The 16,230-nt window shown below is 65.2% G+C and carries 13 protein-coding genes; 5 read left to right on the top strand and 8 right to left on the bottom strand.

Translation table 11 applies throughout. The features are described from left to right. Positions 1–117 precede the first annotated feature (117 nt). On the top strand, positions 118–1,608 hold the full coding sequence (locus tag ACVWW3_RS08315) for a DHA2 family efflux MFS transporter permease subunit (RefSeq protein WP_456650354.1): 1,491 nt from the start codon (positions 118–120) through the stop codon (positions 1,606–1,608). Positions 1,609–1,648: 40 nt separating this feature from the next. Here the strand turns inward: ACVWW3_RS08315 and ACVWW3_RS08310 are convergent, their stop codons facing one another. Next, positions 1,649–2,335, bottom strand: coding sequence for an RlmE family RNA methyltransferase (locus tag ACVWW3_RS08310; protein WP_247346005.1), 687 nt, complete (start codon positions 2,333–2,335; stop codon positions 1,649–1,651). Between the two features lies 1 nt (position 2,336). Further along, a complete protein-coding gene (locus tag ACVWW3_RS08305) occupies positions 2,337–3,407 on the bottom strand; it encodes a Ppx/GppA phosphatase family protein (protein WP_247446836.1) in 1,071 nt (356 codons plus the stop codon). 209 nt (positions 3,408–3,616) lie between these two features. On the opposite strand from ACVWW3_RS08305, the gene ACVWW3_RS08300 reads away from it, so the two are divergent. Further along, positions 3,617–5,983 carry a xanthine dehydrogenase family protein molybdopterin-binding subunit gene (locus tag ACVWW3_RS08300; RefSeq protein WP_456650355.1) on the top strand — a complete coding sequence of 789 codons (2,367 nt, stop codon included), beginning with the start codon at positions 3,617–3,619 and terminating at the stop codon, positions 5,981–5,983. Positions 5,984–6,122: 139 nt separating this feature from the next. On the opposite strand, the gene ACVWW3_RS08295 is transcribed toward ACVWW3_RS08300, so the two are convergent. Beyond that, a complete protein-coding gene (locus ACVWW3_RS08295) occupies positions 6,123–6,926 on the bottom strand; it encodes a hypothetical protein (protein WP_456650356.1) in 804 nt (267 codons plus the stop codon). A gap of 154 nt (positions 6,927–7,080) precedes the next feature. On the opposite strand from ACVWW3_RS08295, the gene ACVWW3_RS08290 reads away from it, so the two are divergent. From ACVWW3_RS08290 to ACVWW3_RS08280, 3 genes are read left to right on the top strand one after another with little or no spacing between them, the layout of a single operon-like run. Next, positions 7,081–7,578: a YaiI/YqxD family protein gene (locus tag ACVWW3_RS08290; protein WP_456652048.1), complete on the top strand. Its 498-nt coding sequence runs from the start codon at positions 7,081–7,083 to the stop codon at positions 7,576–7,578. 8 nt (positions 7,579–7,586) lie between these two features. Next, a complete protein-coding gene (locus ACVWW3_RS08285; RefSeq protein WP_456650357.1) occupies positions 7,587–9,392 on the top strand; it encodes an ABC-F family ATP-binding cassette domain-containing protein in 1,806 nt (601 codons plus the stop codon). A gap of 3 nt (positions 9,393–9,395) precedes the next feature. Then, the gene (locus ACVWW3_RS08280) at positions 9,396–10,475 is read left to right on the top strand and encodes an alanine racemase (RefSeq protein ID WP_456650358.1); all 1,080 of its coding nucleotides are present in this window, start codon (positions 9,396–9,398) and stop codon (positions 10,473–10,475) included. A gap of 545 nt (positions 10,476–11,020) precedes the next feature. Here ACVWW3_RS08280 and ACVWW3_RS08275 read toward each other — a convergent pair. The 5 genes from ACVWW3_RS08275 to ACVWW3_RS08255 all read right to left on the bottom strand — a co-directional run bounded on the left by ACVWW3_RS08275 (position 11,021) and on the right by ACVWW3_RS08255 (position 16,200). Next, entirely contained in the window at positions 11,021–12,187 is a 1,167-nt protein-coding gene (locus ACVWW3_RS08275; protein ID WP_247341006.1) for an IS110 family RNA-guided transposase, read from the bottom strand. A 101-nt stretch (positions 12,188–12,288) separates the two neighbouring features. Next, on the bottom strand, positions 12,289–13,506 hold the full coding sequence (locus ACVWW3_RS08270; RefSeq protein WP_456652049.1) for a TIGR03862 family flavoprotein: 1,218 nt from the start codon (positions 13,504–13,506) through the stop codon (positions 12,289–12,291). Continuing rightward, positions 13,503–14,420: an SDR family NAD(P)-dependent oxidoreductase gene (locus ACVWW3_RS08265; protein ID WP_456650359.1), complete on the bottom strand. Its 918-nt coding sequence runs from the start codon at positions 14,418–14,420 to the stop codon at positions 13,503–13,505. Before ACVWW3_RS08265 ends, ACVWW3_RS08270 begins: the two co-directional genes overlap by 4 nt. Before the next feature lie 109 nt (positions 14,421–14,529). Further along, positions 14,530–15,009 carry a MaoC family dehydratase gene (locus tag ACVWW3_RS08260; protein WP_456650360.1) on the bottom strand — a complete coding sequence of 160 codons (480 nt, stop codon included), beginning with the start codon at positions 15,007–15,009 and terminating at the stop codon, positions 14,530–14,532. Then, entirely contained in the window at positions 15,010–16,200 is a 1,191-nt protein-coding gene (locus ACVWW3_RS08255; protein WP_456671933.1) for an AMP-binding protein, read from the bottom strand. It abuts the gene before it with no gap. Between the last annotated feature and the right edge of the window lie 30 nt (positions 16,201–16,230).

Genomic DNA, 16,230 nt, shown 5'->3' with positions numbered 1-16,230 from the left:
CCCATCTGGGGTCACGCAGGATTTAGGTGCTATGCGTTGATCCGCAATGGTGGCGGGTCGGCGGCGGTGATAAGCCGCAACTTCGCCCTTCCTTCCGATTTCCATTACCAATTCGTCATGGTCGACAAGCAACGCGTCATTCCACTGATCGTGGCCACTGCTCTCTTCATGGAGAACATGGATTCGACGGTCATCGCCACATCGCTGCCGGCGATCGCGGCCGACATCGGCACCAGCCCGTTGACGCTCAAGCTCGCGATCACCTCCTATCTGCTGTCGCTTGCGGTGTTCATCCCGGCGAGCGGCTGGACCGCCGACCGGTTTGGCGCGCGCATGGTGTTTGCGATCGCGGTCGGCGTGTTCATGATCGGCTCGGTCGGCTGCGCGCTCTCGACATCGGTCAACGATTTCGTGTTCGCGCGCATCCTGCAAGGCATGGGCGGAGCGATGATGACCCCGGTCGGACGCCTCGTGCTGCTGCGCTCCGTCGACAAGAGCGCGCTGGTCAATGCAATGGCCTGGGTGACGGTCCCTGCCCTGATCGGCCCCGTGATCGGGCCGCCGCTCGGCGGCTTCATCACCACCTATGCGTCGTGGCACTGGATCTTCCTGATCAACATCCCGATCGGGCTGCTCGGCATCTTCATGGCCTTGCGCTTCATCGATCCCATCAAGAGCGAGGAACGCGAGCCGTTCGACCTCTACGGCATGGTGCTGGCGGGCCTCGGCCTTGCCGGCATTGCGTTCGGGCTCTCGGTTGCCGGTCTCAATCTGTTGCCGTGGAGCACGATTGCCGCCCTGGTCGTCGGCGGATCGATCTCGATGACGCTCTACGTCATTCACGCGCGGCGGACGGGATCGCCGGTGCTCGACTTCTCGCTGCTGAGGCTTCCGACGCTGCGCGCGGCCATTCTCGGCGGGTTCATATTCCGGCTCGGCATCGGCGCGCTGCCGTTCCTGTTGCCGCTGCTGATGCAGATCGGCTTCGGCCTGTCGCCGTTCAAGTCCGGTCTCGTCACGTTTGGCTCTTCGCTCGGCGCCATGGGCATGAAGGCGCTGGCCGCACGCATCATCCGCGCCTTCGGCTTCCGCAATCTGATGACGGTGAACGCACTCGTCAGCGCGGTTTTCCTCGCCGCCTGTGCGCTGTTCACGGTGACGACGCCGCTGCTCATCATCATGATCATCCTGGTGATCGGCGGCTTCTTCCGCTCGCTGGAATTCACCGCGATCAACACGGTGGCCTATGCCGACGTCGAGACCGCGCAGATGAGCCGCGCCACCACGCTCGTCAGCGTCAACCAGCAGCTCGCGGTCTCGGCCGGCGTCGCCGTGGGTGCCGCCTCGGTGGAGACCACGATGTGGCTCAGCCATGTCAGCGAGCTCAACGCCACCGTGTTTGCGCCAGCCTTCGTCGTGATCGCCCTGACCTCGGCTGCGTCGAGCTGGTTCTTCTGGCAGATGCCCGATGATGCCGGCCACGAAGTCTCCGGCCGCAAGGCGGTCGAGATCGCGAGCCGCAAGGGTGCGGGCAAGGGCGCGGCGAGTGCCGCCATCAAGGCAGCGACGGAGGATACCCAGGACGCGCGGGATCAGCGGCTGGGGTAGTCTCTGTTCTCGTCGTTGCGAGCAATGACGGAGTTTGTTGCTATTCCGTCGCCCCGCCCCGAAATCCCGTCGCGAGCACGTAGCGCTCCGAGGAATCCGCACGGCTTGCGGCAGGCTTGACGTGACGCACCGTCGCAAAATCGCGCTTGAGCTGAGCGAGCAGCTCGGCGTCGGCGCCGCTCTGGAACGCCTTTGCCAAAAAAGTTCCGCCGGGCTTTAGCACGTCGCAGGCAAAGGCGGCGGCGGTCTCGATCAGGCCGACGATGCGGAGCTGGTCGGTCTTGCGGTGGCCGGTGGTGTTGGCGGCCATGTCGGACATCACGACATCGGCGCCGCCGTCGAGCATGGCCTTGAGCTTGTCCGGCGCGTCATTGTCCATGAAATCGAGCTGAGCGAACTCGACGCCGGCAATCTCGGGGATGTCCAACAGGTCGATCGCGATCACCTTGCCCTTGCCGTCGACCGAGCCGACGCGCTTGGCGGCGATCTGGCTCCAGCCGCCCGGCGCAGCGCCGAGATCGACCACCGCCATGCCGTGCTTGAGCAGCCGATATTTGTCGTCGATCTCCAGCAGCTTGAACGCGGCGCGCGAGCGATAGCCCAGCGCCTTCGCCTTGATGACATAGGGGTCGTTGAGCTGCCGCTCCAGCCAGAGCTTCGACGACAATTTGCGCTTGCCGTGGGTCTTGACCTGGACGTGCAAGCGGCCGGTGGTGTCCTTGGCCATCTCACCAGCTCCTGAGTGCGCCGTCTTCGCGCATCATCTCGACCAGCATGCCCTCGCGCAGGCCCCGGTCGGCGACGCGCAGGCGCGGCAGCGGAAAGGCGCGGCGGATCGCATCGAGGATGGCGCAGCCGGCCAGCACGAGATCGGCGCGCTCGACGCTGATGCAGCTGTTGCCGGCGCGTTCCTCGTAGCTCATGCCGAGCAGCATGTTGATGGTCGCGGTGACGTCGGTATCATTCATCCAGACGCTGTCGATCCGGCGCCGATCGTAGCGCGCGAGCTTGAGATGGATGCCGGCAAGCGTCGTCACCGTGCCCGACGTGCCGAGCAGATGCATGTCGGCAAGATCGCCGCCATGCTGTTCGGCGAACGGCGTGATGTGACGGGCGACCTCGCGCTCCATCGCAGCGTAGATCTCCGGCGTCACGTCGCGCCCGCCGAATTGCTCGGCCAGTGTGACCACACCGAACGGAATCGACATCCAGGCTTTTATGCGTGGCTCCGGATTCTCCCAGTCGCGCTCGATCCGCACCAGCTCGGTCGAGCCGCCGCCGATGTCGAACAGGATCGCGCCGCGCCCCCTGGGATCGACCAGCGGCGAGCAGCCGAGCACGGCGAGCGCCGCCTCGGTCTCGCGGTCGATCACCTCGAGCTCGATGCCGGTCTCGGCCGCGACGCGGCTGCGAAAATCCTCCGCATTCGAAGCCGCACGGCAGGCCTCGGTGGCGATCAGCCGCAATCGCTTGGCTTTGCGCAGATTGATCTTGTCGCGACAGATGCCGAGCGCCACGACGGCGCGCTCGATCGCAGCCTCGCTGATGCAGCCGGTTGCCGAGACACCCTCGCCGAGCCGGATGATGCGCGAGAACGAATCGACCACGCGAAAGCCGTCATGGGTCGGACAGGCTATCAGGAGCCTGCAATTGTTGGTGCCGAGGTCCAGCGCCGCATAGACGCCGGTTCCCGGCGCTTGCGCGCCGACGGCCGGTTCCGTGGCAAACGCCACCGCCGCCATCGACCCCAGCTCACCGTGCGGCGCGAGGCCGTCGCGGAGCCGCGTGTGGTCATTCATACAAATTGTCTTTCCGCGGCCGGGTGGGCCGAGCTGGAATTGCTTTTTCGCCTGAAACCTTAGCAGTGCGTCAGTCCTGCGCAACAACGCATCACATGGGACCATGCCCATTCGTGCGTTGTCGTGAACGGGCCGGTGGGTTATCTCAGCAGGATCCGGTCCCCCGCTGGCGCGAAAATGCGCAAATGCCGGCTTTTCAGGTCATTTCCATGCAAGAACACACGAAATCATCCACGCTCGAAAACGCTATTGCACTGCAAAAATACGGCGTCGGGCAGCCGGTCCGCCGCAAGGAGGACGACACGCTGGTGCGCGGCAAGGGCCGCTATACCGACGATTTCAACCTGCCCGGCCAGGCCCATGCCGTCGTCGTCCGCTCCACCCATGCCCATGGTGTCATCCGCGGCATCAACACCGACGCCGCCAAGGCGCTGCCGGGCGTGCTCGGGGTCTGGACCGGCACGGACCTCGATGCGGCCGGCTACGGCCCCTTCACCTGCGGCCTGCCGCTGAAGAACCGCGACGGCTCCCCCCTGCGCCAGACCAACCGCCAGCCGCTGGCGACCGACAAGGTGCGCTTCGTCGGCGATCCCGTCGCCTTCGTCGTGGCTGAGACGCTGGCACAGGCACGCGACGCCGCTGAAGCGGTTGAGCTCGATATCGAGCCGCTGCCGGCGGTGACGGACCCCGAGGAAGCCGCCCAGCCCGGCGCGCCGCTTCTCTATGACCACATCCCGAACAACGTCGCGCTCGACTACCACTACGGCGACACTGACAAGGTGAACGCGGCCTTCGCAAGTGCCGCGCACGTCACCAAGGTCGACATCGAGAACACCCGCGTCGCCGTGGTCTCGATGGAGCCCCGCGTTGGCCTTGCCTCCTACGACAAGAAGACCGAGCGCTACACCATCCAGATGCCGACGCAGGGCGTCGCCGGCAACCGCGCCAACCTCGCCAAGAACCTGAAAGTGCCGAACGAGAAGGTGCGCATCCTCACCGCCAATGTCGGCGGCTCCTTCGGCATGAAGAACGTCAACTACCCCGAATACATGTGCATCCTGTACGCGGCCAAGGAGCTCGGCCGCCCGGTGAAGTGGCTGGACGAACGCTCCACCAGCTTCTTGTCCGACAGCCACGGCCGCGCGCAGAAGATTCATGCCGAGCTGGCGCTTGACGCCGAGGGGCATTTCCTCGCGGCAAAGCTCGAAGGCTACGGCAATCTCGGTGCCTACATCACCGGCGTTGCGCCCAGTCCGCTCTCGCTCAACACCAGCAAGAACTTTTCCAGCGTCTATCGCACACCGCTGATGGCCGTCGACATCAAGACGGTGCTGACCAACACCACGCTGATGGGCGCCTATCGCGGCGCCGGCCGGCCCGAGGCCAACTACTACATGGAGCGGCTGATCGACCGCGCCGCCGACGAGATGGGCATCAACCGCCTGACGATGCGCAAGCGCAACTTCATCAAGCAGAACCAGATGCCGTTCGCCGCCTCCTCCGGCGTCACTTATGACAGCGGCGACTTCCAGGCTGTCTTCAACAAGGCGCTCGAAATCTCCGACCACGAGAATTTTGCCAAGCGCAAGAAGGAGAGCAAGAAGGCCGGCAAGCTGCGCGGTATCGCCGTCGGCTCCTATCTGGAGGTTACGGCACCTCCCGGCGTCGAGCTCGGCAAGATCGTGTTCGATCCCGACGGCTCCGTGCAGCTCATCACCGGCACGCTCGATTACGGCCAGGGCCACGCATCCGCATTCGCGCAGGTGCTGTGTGCGCAGCTTGGCGTGCCCTTCGACAGCGTCAAGCTGGTGCAGGGCGACAGCGACATCGTCCACACCGGCAACGGCACCGGCGGTTCGCGCTCGATCACCGCGAGCGGCATGGCGATCGTAGGTGCCGCCAAGCTCGTGATCGAAAAGGGCAAGCGTGCCGCTGCGCACATGCTGGAAGCGTCCGAAGCCGACATCGAATTCGCCGACGGCAGTTTCACGATCGCCGGCACCGACCGCAGCATCGACATCATGGAGCTCGCCAAGCGCCTGCATGACGGCAAGACGCCGGAGGGCGTGCCTGACAGCCTCGACGTCGACCACACCAGCGAACCGGTGCCCTCGGCCTTCCCGAACGGCTGCCACGTCGCCGAGGTCGAGATCGACCCTGACACCGGCGTCGTGCAGGTCGTCCAGTACAGCGCCGTCAACGATTTCGGCACGGTGATCAACCCACTGCTGGTCGCGGGCCAGCTCCATGGCGGCGTCGTCCAGGGAATTGGGCAGGCGCTGATGGAGCACGTCCGCTACGACGAGAGCGGTCAGCCGATCACGGGCTCGCTGATGGATTACGCCCTGCCGCGCGCCGAGGACGTTCCGTTCATGACGGTCGGCGACCACCCCGTGCCGGCCACGACCAATCCGCTCGGCAGCAAGGGCTGCGGCGAAGCCGGCTGCGCCGGCAGCCTGTCGACGGTGGTGAACGCAGTGATCGACGCCCTCTCCGACTACGGCATCAAGCATATCGACATGCCGCTGACCCCGGAGCGGGTGTGGCGCGCGATCCAGGATGCGAAGGCGGCGTAAGGCTGCGTAATCTCCGCGTCCACAACTGTCATCGCCCGCAAAAGCGGGCGATCCAGTATTCCAGAGGCGGCGCGGCTAGAATCGAGAAGCCGCGGCGTACTGGATGCCCCGCCTTCGCGGGGCATGACAGCGCGTGTTGTTACGCCGCCGCCTGCTCGCGCGGCTGGTAGATCGCGGTGTGCTGGCAATGCGCCAGCGGCGTCGTGCCGTTGGCGAGCACCAGCGCGTCGAGCTCGACGAAGCGGTGGCCTTTCTTCTCGTAGTTCGCGGTGACTTTTGCCCGCGCGGTGATCTCGTCGCCGACGCGTGCGGCTGACAGCAGCTGCATGCGGCTGCCGACATGGATCCACGGGCCCAGAATGGTGTTGTCCACCAGCACGCGGTTCATGACGCGCTGGATCAGGCCGGGATGGCCGAGCCCCTCGCGCGTGAAGATCGGATCGGGCTCCCTGATGTCGGCGAGGTAGTCGGCTGCATCCTGCCCGGCCCAGCGCCGGGGCGTCGTGCCCAGCCAATTTCCGGTTTCGAAGGTCGCTGCGCTGACTGGCTTACGCTCGGCCACCACAGGCACCGCGATATACTCGCTCAACGACACCGCAGTCGCGGCGGCCGCCGGCAGCGTTGCCGTCCCGGTGGCGCAGAGCTCGGTGCGGCTGAACACCTCGATCGTGAGCAAGCCATTGTGCTCGGTCGCATCGACATCGGCGGTCTCGCCGTCATAGACCGGCTTGATGAAGCGCGCCTCGACCAGCCCGCGCGACAGGAAATCGCGGCCCCAGCGCGCCACCGGCACGTGCATCATGTAGGCGACGACATCGACGCCCGGAACCAGCCCGCCGGAAAAGCCGAAGCGGCGCGCCACATTGTCGTCATGCATCTTGTTTTCGGATTGTTTTGCAGTGTTGTAGGCCACGACGCGATGGGTTTCGAGCCGGTTCGGCATGGGGTCACCTTCCCTCAATTCTTGCTCTGAATTCTTGTTGTTGCGGACCGATCGTAGGCCTTGAGGAACCGGGGTCAATCCCCTCGCCTTTGCGGCCCGGATGGGGTACCACGCGCGGGCTGCGGAACCGCTTCGCAAGCCCCATCTACGGATAATGACGAACCCTCAAAACACCACCCGCATCTACGTCGACGCCGACGCCTGCCCCGTCAAGGACGAAATCTATCGCGTCGCCGGCAGGCACGGCTTGCCCGTGAGCGTGGTCGCGGGCAATTTCATCCGTGTGCCACAGGACCCGCTGATCGAGCGGGTGGCCGCGGGCGCCGGTATGGATGCCGCCGACGACTGGATCGCCGAGCGCGCGGGGCCCGGCGATATCGTTATTACCTCGGATATTCCGCTCGCGAGCCGCTGCGTGAAGGCCGGCGCCGATGTGATTGCATCCAACGGCAAGCCATTCACGGAAGAATCGATCGGGATGACGCTCGCGGTCCGCAACCTGATGACGGATTTGCGCTCGGCGGGCGAAGTCACGGGCGGCCCGAAATCGTTTGCACCACGCGACCGCTCGACGTTTCTGTCGACGCTCGACCAGACCATCCGCCGCATTCAGCGCCGCCGCGCCGACCAGGCCGCAACAGGACAGGACTGAGACACCGCATGGCGCCACCGCTGATTCAACTGCGCGATATCAAGCTGACCTTTGGCGGCACGCCGCTCCTGGCGAACGTCGAACTGTCGGTTTCGACCGGCGAGCGCGTCTGCCTGATCGGCCGCAACGGTTCGGGCAAATCGACACTGCTCAAGATCGCTGCCGGCCTGGTCGAACCGGATGGCGGCAGCCGTTTCGTGCAGCCCGGCGCCACCATCCGCTACCTGCCGCAGGAGCCCGATTTTGCCGGTTTCTCCACCACGCTGGCCTATGTCGAGGCCGGCCTCCATGCCGGCGACGATCACTATCAGGCGCGCTATCTGGTCGAACAGCTCGGCCTCAGCGGCGAAGAAGACCCGGCGCATGTGTCGGGCGGCGAAGCGCGCCGCGCCGCGCTGGCGCGCGTGCTGGCGCCCTCACCCGATATCCTGCTGCTGGACGAGCCGACCAACCATCTGGATCTCACGACCATCGAATGGCTGGAGGGCGAACTGGAGAGCCGCCGCTGCGCGCTGGTGATCATCAGCCACGATCGGCGCTTCCTGAGCAATCTCTCGCGCAGCACCGCCTGGCTCGACCGCGGCCAGATCCGGCAGATCGACCGCGGCTTCAGCGCCTTTGAGGCCTGGCGCGACGAGGTGCTCGCGGAGGAAGAGCGCGACCAGCACAAGCTCGACCGCAAGATCGTCAACGAGGAGCACTGGTTGCGCTACGGCGTCTCGGGCCGCCGCAAGCGCAACGTCAAGCGGCTTGGAAACCTGCACGCGCTACGCGACCAGCGCCGCACCCATCGCGGAGCGACGGGCAACGCCAACCTCGCGGCTGCCGAAGCCGACAAGTCCGGCAAGCTCGTCATCGAGGCCAAGAATATCAGCCGGTCCTATGGCGAGCGAAAGATCGTCGACGGCTTCTCGATCCGCGTCCAGCGCGGCGACCGCATCGGCATCGTCGGCCCGAACGGCGCCGGCAAGACGACGCTGATCGAGATGCTGACCGGCGGCAGCGCACCGGACAGCGGCAGCTTACGGCTCGGCGCCAACATCGAGATGGCGACGCTCGACCAGCACCGCGAAAGTCTCGATCCCAAATCGACGCTGGCCGAGGCGCTGACCGGCGGCCGCGGCGACCACGTCATGGTCGGCGGCAAGCCGAAGCATGTCGTCAGCTACATGAAGGACTTCCTGTTCGCCCAGGAACAGATGCGCACGCCGCTGGAGGTGCTGTCCGGCGGCGAGCGCGGCCGGCTGATGCTGGCACGCGCGCTGGCGAAGCCCTCCAATCTCCTGGTGCTGGACGAGCCGACCAACGACCTCGATCTCGAGACCCTCGACGTCCTCGAGGAAATGCTCGGCGACTACGAGGGCACCGTAATTCTGATCAGCCATGATCGCGATTTTCTCGACCGCGTGGTGACGTCCGTGATCGTGCCCGAGGGCGATGGGCGCTGGCTCGAATATGCCGGCGGTTACACCGACATGCTGGCCCAGCGTGGCGTCGACTTGAAGCGCGCGACGGCGAAAGCCGCCGAAGAGAAGAGAGAGACGCGGTCAACAGCACCTTCCGGCGTCACGAAACGACGGTTGACGTTCAACGAGCAACACGCGCTGGAGACGCTGCCCAAGACCATCGCCAAACTGCAGGCCGAAATCGCCAAGCAGCAGCGGTTCCTTGACGACCCCGATCTGTTCCGCAAAGATCGCAAGCGCTTCGATCAGGCCTCCGACGCTCTGACGAAAGCGCAAGGGGAACTGGCCGAGGCCGAGGACAAATGGCTGGAGCTCGAAGTGCGGCGCGAAGAGATCGAGAAAGCTTGACCCATGACAACGACACTCGCTGCAAAAATTGCCCGCGAATACGGCACGCCCTGCGCCGTCATCGACATGGACAAGGTCGAACGCAACATCGCGCGCATCCAGAAGGCCTGCGATGACGCGGGTGTCGCCAACCGTCCCCACATCAAGACGCACAAGAATCCGACCATCGCGAAGATGCAGATCGCGGCCGGCGCGAAAGGCATCACCTGCCAGAAGCTTGGTGAAGCCGAGATCATGGCCAATGCCGGCATCGATAATATCCTGATCAGCTACAACCTGCTCGGCGACGAGAAGATGGCGCGGTTAGGGGCGTTGCAGGCCAAGGCCAACATGACGGTCGCCGCCGACAATTCGACCGTCGTCGCCGGTCTGCCCAAGGCCGCCGCTGCGTCGGGCCGACCGCTGTCGGTCGTGGTCGAATGCGACACGGGGCGCAAGCGCGCCGGTGTTGAAACGCCGGCCGAGGCGATTGCGCTCGCGCGCGAGATCGCCGCGTCCAAGGGGCTCGAGTTCGCCGGCTTCATGCTGTATCCGACCGAGACCGGCTGGGCGGACGCGCAAAAGTTCTACGACGAGGCTCTGGCCGGCGTGCGCGCGCACGGGCTGGATGCAAAAATCGTCTCGACCGGTGGCACGCCAAACCTGAAGAATCTCGGCAAGCTCAAGGGCGGCACCGAGCACCGCTTCGGCACCTATATCTACAACGACCGCATGCAGGTCGCCGCCGGCTCCGCCACCTGGGACGACTGCGCGCTTCACATCTATTCGACGGTGGTCAGCCGCGCCGCGCCCGAGCGCGGTATTCTCGATGCCGGCTCCAAGACGCTGACCACGGATACCGGCGGCCTCGACGGCCACGGCCTGATCCTGGAGCACCCTGAAGCCAAGATCGCGCGCTTCGCCGAGGAGCACGGCTTCCTCGACCTCTCCCGCAGCAACACGCGTCCGAATGTCGGCGACATCGTACGTGTGGTGCCGAACCACGTCTGCGTCGTCGTCAACATGATGGACGAGGTGGTGATGGTGCGCGGCGAAGAAATCATCGGCACGCTTCCAGTCGCGGCACGGGGGAAGCTGCGGTAGGGGCTTCGACGATTCCACAGCCGTCGTTGCGAGGAGCTCTTGCGACGAAGCAATCCAGACTACCTCCGTGGAGGATTCTGGATTGCTCACATGGGGATTTGGTGTGTCAAGGCGGATGTTCAGCTTTTTGTTTGATTGCTGCCAGCTTTTCGTCCCGACCGCTGGGTCTTTCGGATGGCGCGCGCAGATCGTGTCAAGGTCGGCCCGGAGGGCCGCCGCGAAGCGGCTTGACCTTGACGCGAGCGAGCACGCCATCAGGCTTTGGTGGTCGGGCGGATGCGGGGCGGATAGCTCCTTCTCGTCAGGCGATCTCAGGTTCGAGCCGGTTTTCGCAATCTGGTTTCGCGTGCCAGATCAAACTCACATCCGGTCGTCGCGCGCTCGCGACTGCACCAACATTCCGCTTGCGGCGGGGCAGGCTCGAGGACGGGACCATTCTTCGTTGCGGCATTTGAAGCCATGCAATCCATCGGTTCGTCCACCCGGATCGGCCGAGGCTGATCGTTCCTCGGCTGATTGGTTTGAAGACTGTGAGAGGGGTTGCCTCAGGCGGCGGACTTCATCACGGCTCCCTCAATCACGACGCCGGCGGTCACGTACTTCCACAAGGCCACGAGCAGCTTGCGCGCCAGCGCCACGATCGTGCGCTTGCGGCCGCGCGGGCTGTTGGCGTTGAACCATCGGGTCAGCGCCGATTGCGGCTGGTGGCGGATCCATAACCAGGCGAGCTGGATCATCGTGGTTCTCAGGCGCGGATTGCCGGCTTTCGACACGCCTTGCTCGCGCGCGATCCCGCCGCTGCGCCAGGGCGTGGCCGCAAGACCGGCATAGGACGCAACCTGGCGGCGGTTGGCGAACTGTCGCCAGAAGGCCTCCGTCCAGAGAACGGCAGCGAAGTTCGGACCCATGCTCTTCAGGTCGAGCAGCATCGCGACCGGGTTCGATCCCTCCGTCCCTCCGGCCGGCCTGCTCGCGGCCAGCAACGCATCCTGCTCGCGCTCCACCGCCGCGATCTGCTCGAGCAGCAGTTCGAGCCGGTCGAGTTCGCGGCCGATCTGGACCTTCAAATGCGCCGGCAGCACCCGTCCGTCCCCCGTGCGCAGGACATCGAGCGCTGCCCGGCGGTTGCGCCGCATCGGCACGTAGTCGAATATGCCTTGTGCGAACAGAAGACCCTTGATCCGGTTCACATGCACGATCCGCTCGGCGATCAATGTCCGCCGCTCGCGGCAAAGCCTGCGACGGTCCTCCTCTTCCGGGGAGGGAGCAGCGACCATCGCACAGACCCGCGGCTCGCCGCGCTTGTAGGCCAGAAGCGACCGCAACAACGTCTCACCATCCAGCCGGTCCGTCTTGGCGCGCCGGCGCCGGCGCGGGGTCGCGATCGAGGCCGGATCGACCACGTGGCTCTCAATGTCTTCCTGTTGCAGAGCGCGGTGAAGCCAGAACCCGTCCAGCCCCGCCTCCTGGATGCTCACGATCCGATAGCTTTCCCCCGTTCGCGCCAGGGCCTTCTGCTTCAGCTCGGAAAACAGCTTCAAAAGTTCCGGAAGATCGCCGGCCTTCACGCTGTGTTTGGACATCTTCTCGCTATGGCCCGGCGACAGCGAGGTCACCAGCCATGTCGAACGGCTCAGTTCCAAAGACACAAAAATTGCGCCAAACTGCGTGCGGATAGCGGTCGGTCCGTCGGAAGGATGATCGAGCAACATCGTCGTCTCCAGGTTGGGTGGTATTGCAACCTCAGTCTGGCCTCAGACTTGGTCGCTATCCACTCCCCATGGAATCTTCGCTACGCTCGCAATGACGGTGTTTAGCGGTCGAGCCACATGAGCATACCCCGCCCCGCCGCAGCCCCCGTCGCGAACGAGGCCTGAAGCAAATAGCCACCCGTCGGCGCCTCCCAGTCCAGCATCTCACCGGCTGCGAACACGCCCGGCAGCTTGCGGATCATGAAGTCCGCGTCGAGCTCGTCGAACGAAATCCCGCCGGCGCTGGAGATCGCGCGCGCGATCGGCGCCACGCCTGCGAGCTTGATCGGCACGGCGTTAATCAGCTCCGCCAATCGTTCAGCCGACATTGCCGACAACGATTGACCCGCACCGATGGCCGCTTCCTGCAACAGCCCGACAGCGACCGGAGACAGCTGCGCAGCCTTGCGCAAGAAGTTGGAGAATGATTGCTTGCCGCGCGAGGCGGACAGACGCTTGACGAGTTCGCCATGATGTACGTCCGGCCGCAAAGCGACGTGCAGGACCGCTTCGCCGTTCGCCGCAATCGCCTCGCGCAGTTCGGCCGACAATCCATAGATCGCCCCGCCCTCGATCCCGCCGCTTGTGATGACGGCTTCGCCGCGCGCGCGGTGCGGGCCGAAGGACAGCACAGCCCCCTTGAGCGGATGGCCTTCGAAGCGCGTGCGGAAGATTTCGGACCAGGCGACGATGAAGCCGGAGTTCGCAGGCCGCAGCGGCGAGATTGAAATGTCTTTGTCGGCCAGGATCGTAGTCCAGCCGCCATCGGAGCCCAGTCGCGGCCAGCTTGCGCCGCCGAGTGCCAGCACCGTGGCGTCTGCGGCGATGGCGGCGCCGCCGCCGGGTTTTTCAAGGACTAGCCGTCCCTCCCCGTCCCAGCCCATCCAGCGATGGCGAAAGGCAAAGCGCACGCCGGCGGCATCGAGCCGTCGCAGCCAGGCCCGCAGCAAGGGCGAGGCCTTGAACGCTTTCGGAAACACACGCCCGCTGGAGCCGACAAACGTCGGCTCACCCAGCGCCTCGCTCCAGGTACGCAAGGCGTCAGGTGGAAACGCTGCGATCGCCGCGTGCAGCTTCGGCGCCGCCTCGCGATAGCGCGCCATGAACTGCGGCAACGGCTCGCTGTGGGTGAGATTGAGCCCGCCGCGGCCCGCCATCAACAATTTGCGGCCCGCGGACGGCATCGCGTCGTAGACGGTGACGCGAGCACCGCCTTGCGCCAGCACTTCGGCCGCCATCAGCCCGGCAGGGCCGGCGCCGATGACGGCGACGCCTGTCAGAGTTTTACCCCGGCGCGCGCCGCGGCCTGCGCCACGTATTTCTGCGTCTGCTCGAACGCGCCCTGCAGCGCCTTCGCCTTCGACATGTCGCTGATCTCGGCGAAATGCGCCGCGACCCCGTCCGGGGTCCACTCGGACTCCGGCAGGTTGACGCCTTCACTCTCGACGATCTTGATCACCGCAAACGAACCGGCGCCGGCGCCCATGATGGTGCGGGTCGGCGCATCCTCACTGAGCATGTACTCGACCGCGGGCGTGATCGCGTTCGGCTTCATCAATTGCAGCGCCTGCGGCGGCAGCAGCTCTTCCGTCATGCGGGTTGCCGCCGTCGGCGAGATGATGTTGACGCGGATGTCTGACTTGCGGCCCTCTTCCGCCAGCACGTTCATCAGGCCGATCATGCCCGACTTGGCCGCACCGTAATTGGCCTGCCCGAAATTGCCGTAGAGGCCGGAGGACGACGTGGTCAGCACGATGCGGCCGTAGCTGCGGTCGCGCATGCCGGCCCAGGCTGCCTTGCAGCAATAGAAGGTGCCGACGAGGTGCACGTCGAGCACCTTCTGGAAATCGGCCGCTTCCATCTTGCCGAACGACTTGTCGCGCAAAATGCCGGCATTGGCGCACAAAAGGTCCACGCTGCCCCACTCCCTGGTGGCGCGCTCGACCATGGCGGTGACCTGCTCGAAATTCGAAACGTCGGCGCCGTCGGCCATCGCGGTGCCGCCGGCCTTGCGGATTTCCTCGACCACGGCTTCCGCGGGCGAGAGCGAACCGCCGCTGCCATCGCGCGCGCCGCCGAAATCGTTGACTACGACTTTCGCACCGCGGCTCGCCAGCCCCAGCGCATGCGCCCGTCCGAGACCATTGCCCGCGCCGGTAACGATGGCGACGCGTCCGTCGAACCTAATTGCCATGAGTTAAGTCCTGTTCTTCCCTTCCCTTCTCCCCTTGTGGGAGAGGGGAAGCCCCGACATTGGGTCGCTTTTGAGCAGCGATGGCTGGCCGGGTCAAGCCCGACCCGACCTACGCGAAATAGATCAACCCAAGCCACTCCGCGACCAGCGCGGGCTTGTCTTCGCCTTCGATCTCTACCGTGACGTTGGTGCGCGACTGCAATTCGTTCGCCTTGCGCAGCTTGGCTTCCGCCAGCACGAAGCGGCCGCGGACCCGCTTGCCCGAGCGCACCGGCGAGATGAAGCGCAGCTTGTCGAAACCGTAATTGACACCCATCGTGGTGCCCGCGATGACGGGCATCACCTCATAGGACATGATCGACAGCAGCGACATCGTGAGGAAGCCGTGCGCGATGGTGGTGCCGAACGCCGTTTCCCTCTTCGCACGCTCCGGATCGACATGGATGAACTGGTGATCCTCGATCACGTCGGCATAGGTGTCGATGCGGGGCTGGTCGACCAGGTGCCACGACGACACGCCGATCTCCTTGCCGACCATGGCCTGATAGGCGTCCAAGGAAATCGGCGGCTTCTTCCAGACTTCGTTCACTTAGGTCTCACTCCGTGTTTTCGGCAGCTCCGGAAAATCCTCCTCGCGGAATTCCCGGCCGCGCAGGGGATCATTGCGGTCGTCGTCGCGCTCGAGACGTCGGAGCTGCACGCGGCGGATCTTGCCTGAGATCGTCTTCGGCAGCTCCGTGACGATTTCGAGGCGGCGGATGCGCTTGAACGGCGCAAGGCGCGTATGCAGATGTTGGAAGATCGAGAGCGCCGTCGCTGGCGATCGCTCCGCGCCCGCGGTCAGCAGCACGAAGGCCTTGGGAACCGCGAGCCGGATCGGATCCGGGCTCGGCACCACGGCGGCTTCCGCCACCAGCTCATGCTCGAGCAACACGCTCTCCAGCTCGAACGGGCTGATGCGATAATCGGAGGATTTGAACACGTCGTCGGAGCGGCCGACGAACGTGAGATAGCCATCCTCGTCTTCGAACACGACGTCACCGCTGCGATAGAGTTCGCCTTCGGCGCCGGACAGCCCGCCGTCGTCGCCCTGATATCCTTGCATCAGGCCGGCGGGACGCTCACGGCCCAGCAGCAGCGCCACCTCGCCTTCCCTGGCAGGATAGCCGTCGGCGTCGCTGACCTGCACGCGGTAGCCCGGCAAGGGCCGGCCCATCGATCCGACCTTGATCTTTTGCCCCGGCGAGTTGCCGGCGAGCGCGGTCGTTTCAGTCTGGCCATAGCCGTCGCGGATGGTGAGGCCCCAGGCGGCCTGCACCTGGTCGATCACTTCAGGATTGAGCGGCTCGCCTGCGCCGCAGACCTCACGCAACGCCACCTTGAAAGCTGCGAGGTTCTCCTGGATGAACAGCCGCCACACCGTCGGCGGCGCGCACAGCGTGGTGACGCCGCAGCGGCCGATGGTGGCAAGCAGTCCCTTGGCGTCGAAGCGCGGCTGGTTGACCACGAACACGGTCGCGCCCGCATTCCACGGCGCGAACAAACAGCTCCAGGCGTGCTTGGCCCAGCCGGGCGAGGAGATGTTGAGATGGACGTCGCCGGGCTTCAACCCGATCCAATACATGGTCGAGAGATGGCCGACGGGATAGCTGCGCTGGCTGTGCCGCACCAGTTTTGGCTTTGCCGTGGTGCCCGAGGTGAAATAGAAGCAGCATCGCGTCATCGGCGTTGGTCGGGCTGTCAGGCGTGAATTGCTCCGAAGCTTTTGCCGCTCCGTCATAGGCAAGCCAGCCGTCGGAGGCCGCACCGA

This window comes from Bradyrhizobium sp. LM2.9 (assembly GCF_054056555.1).
This window is presented reverse-complemented; position numbering and strand designations above follow the sequence as displayed.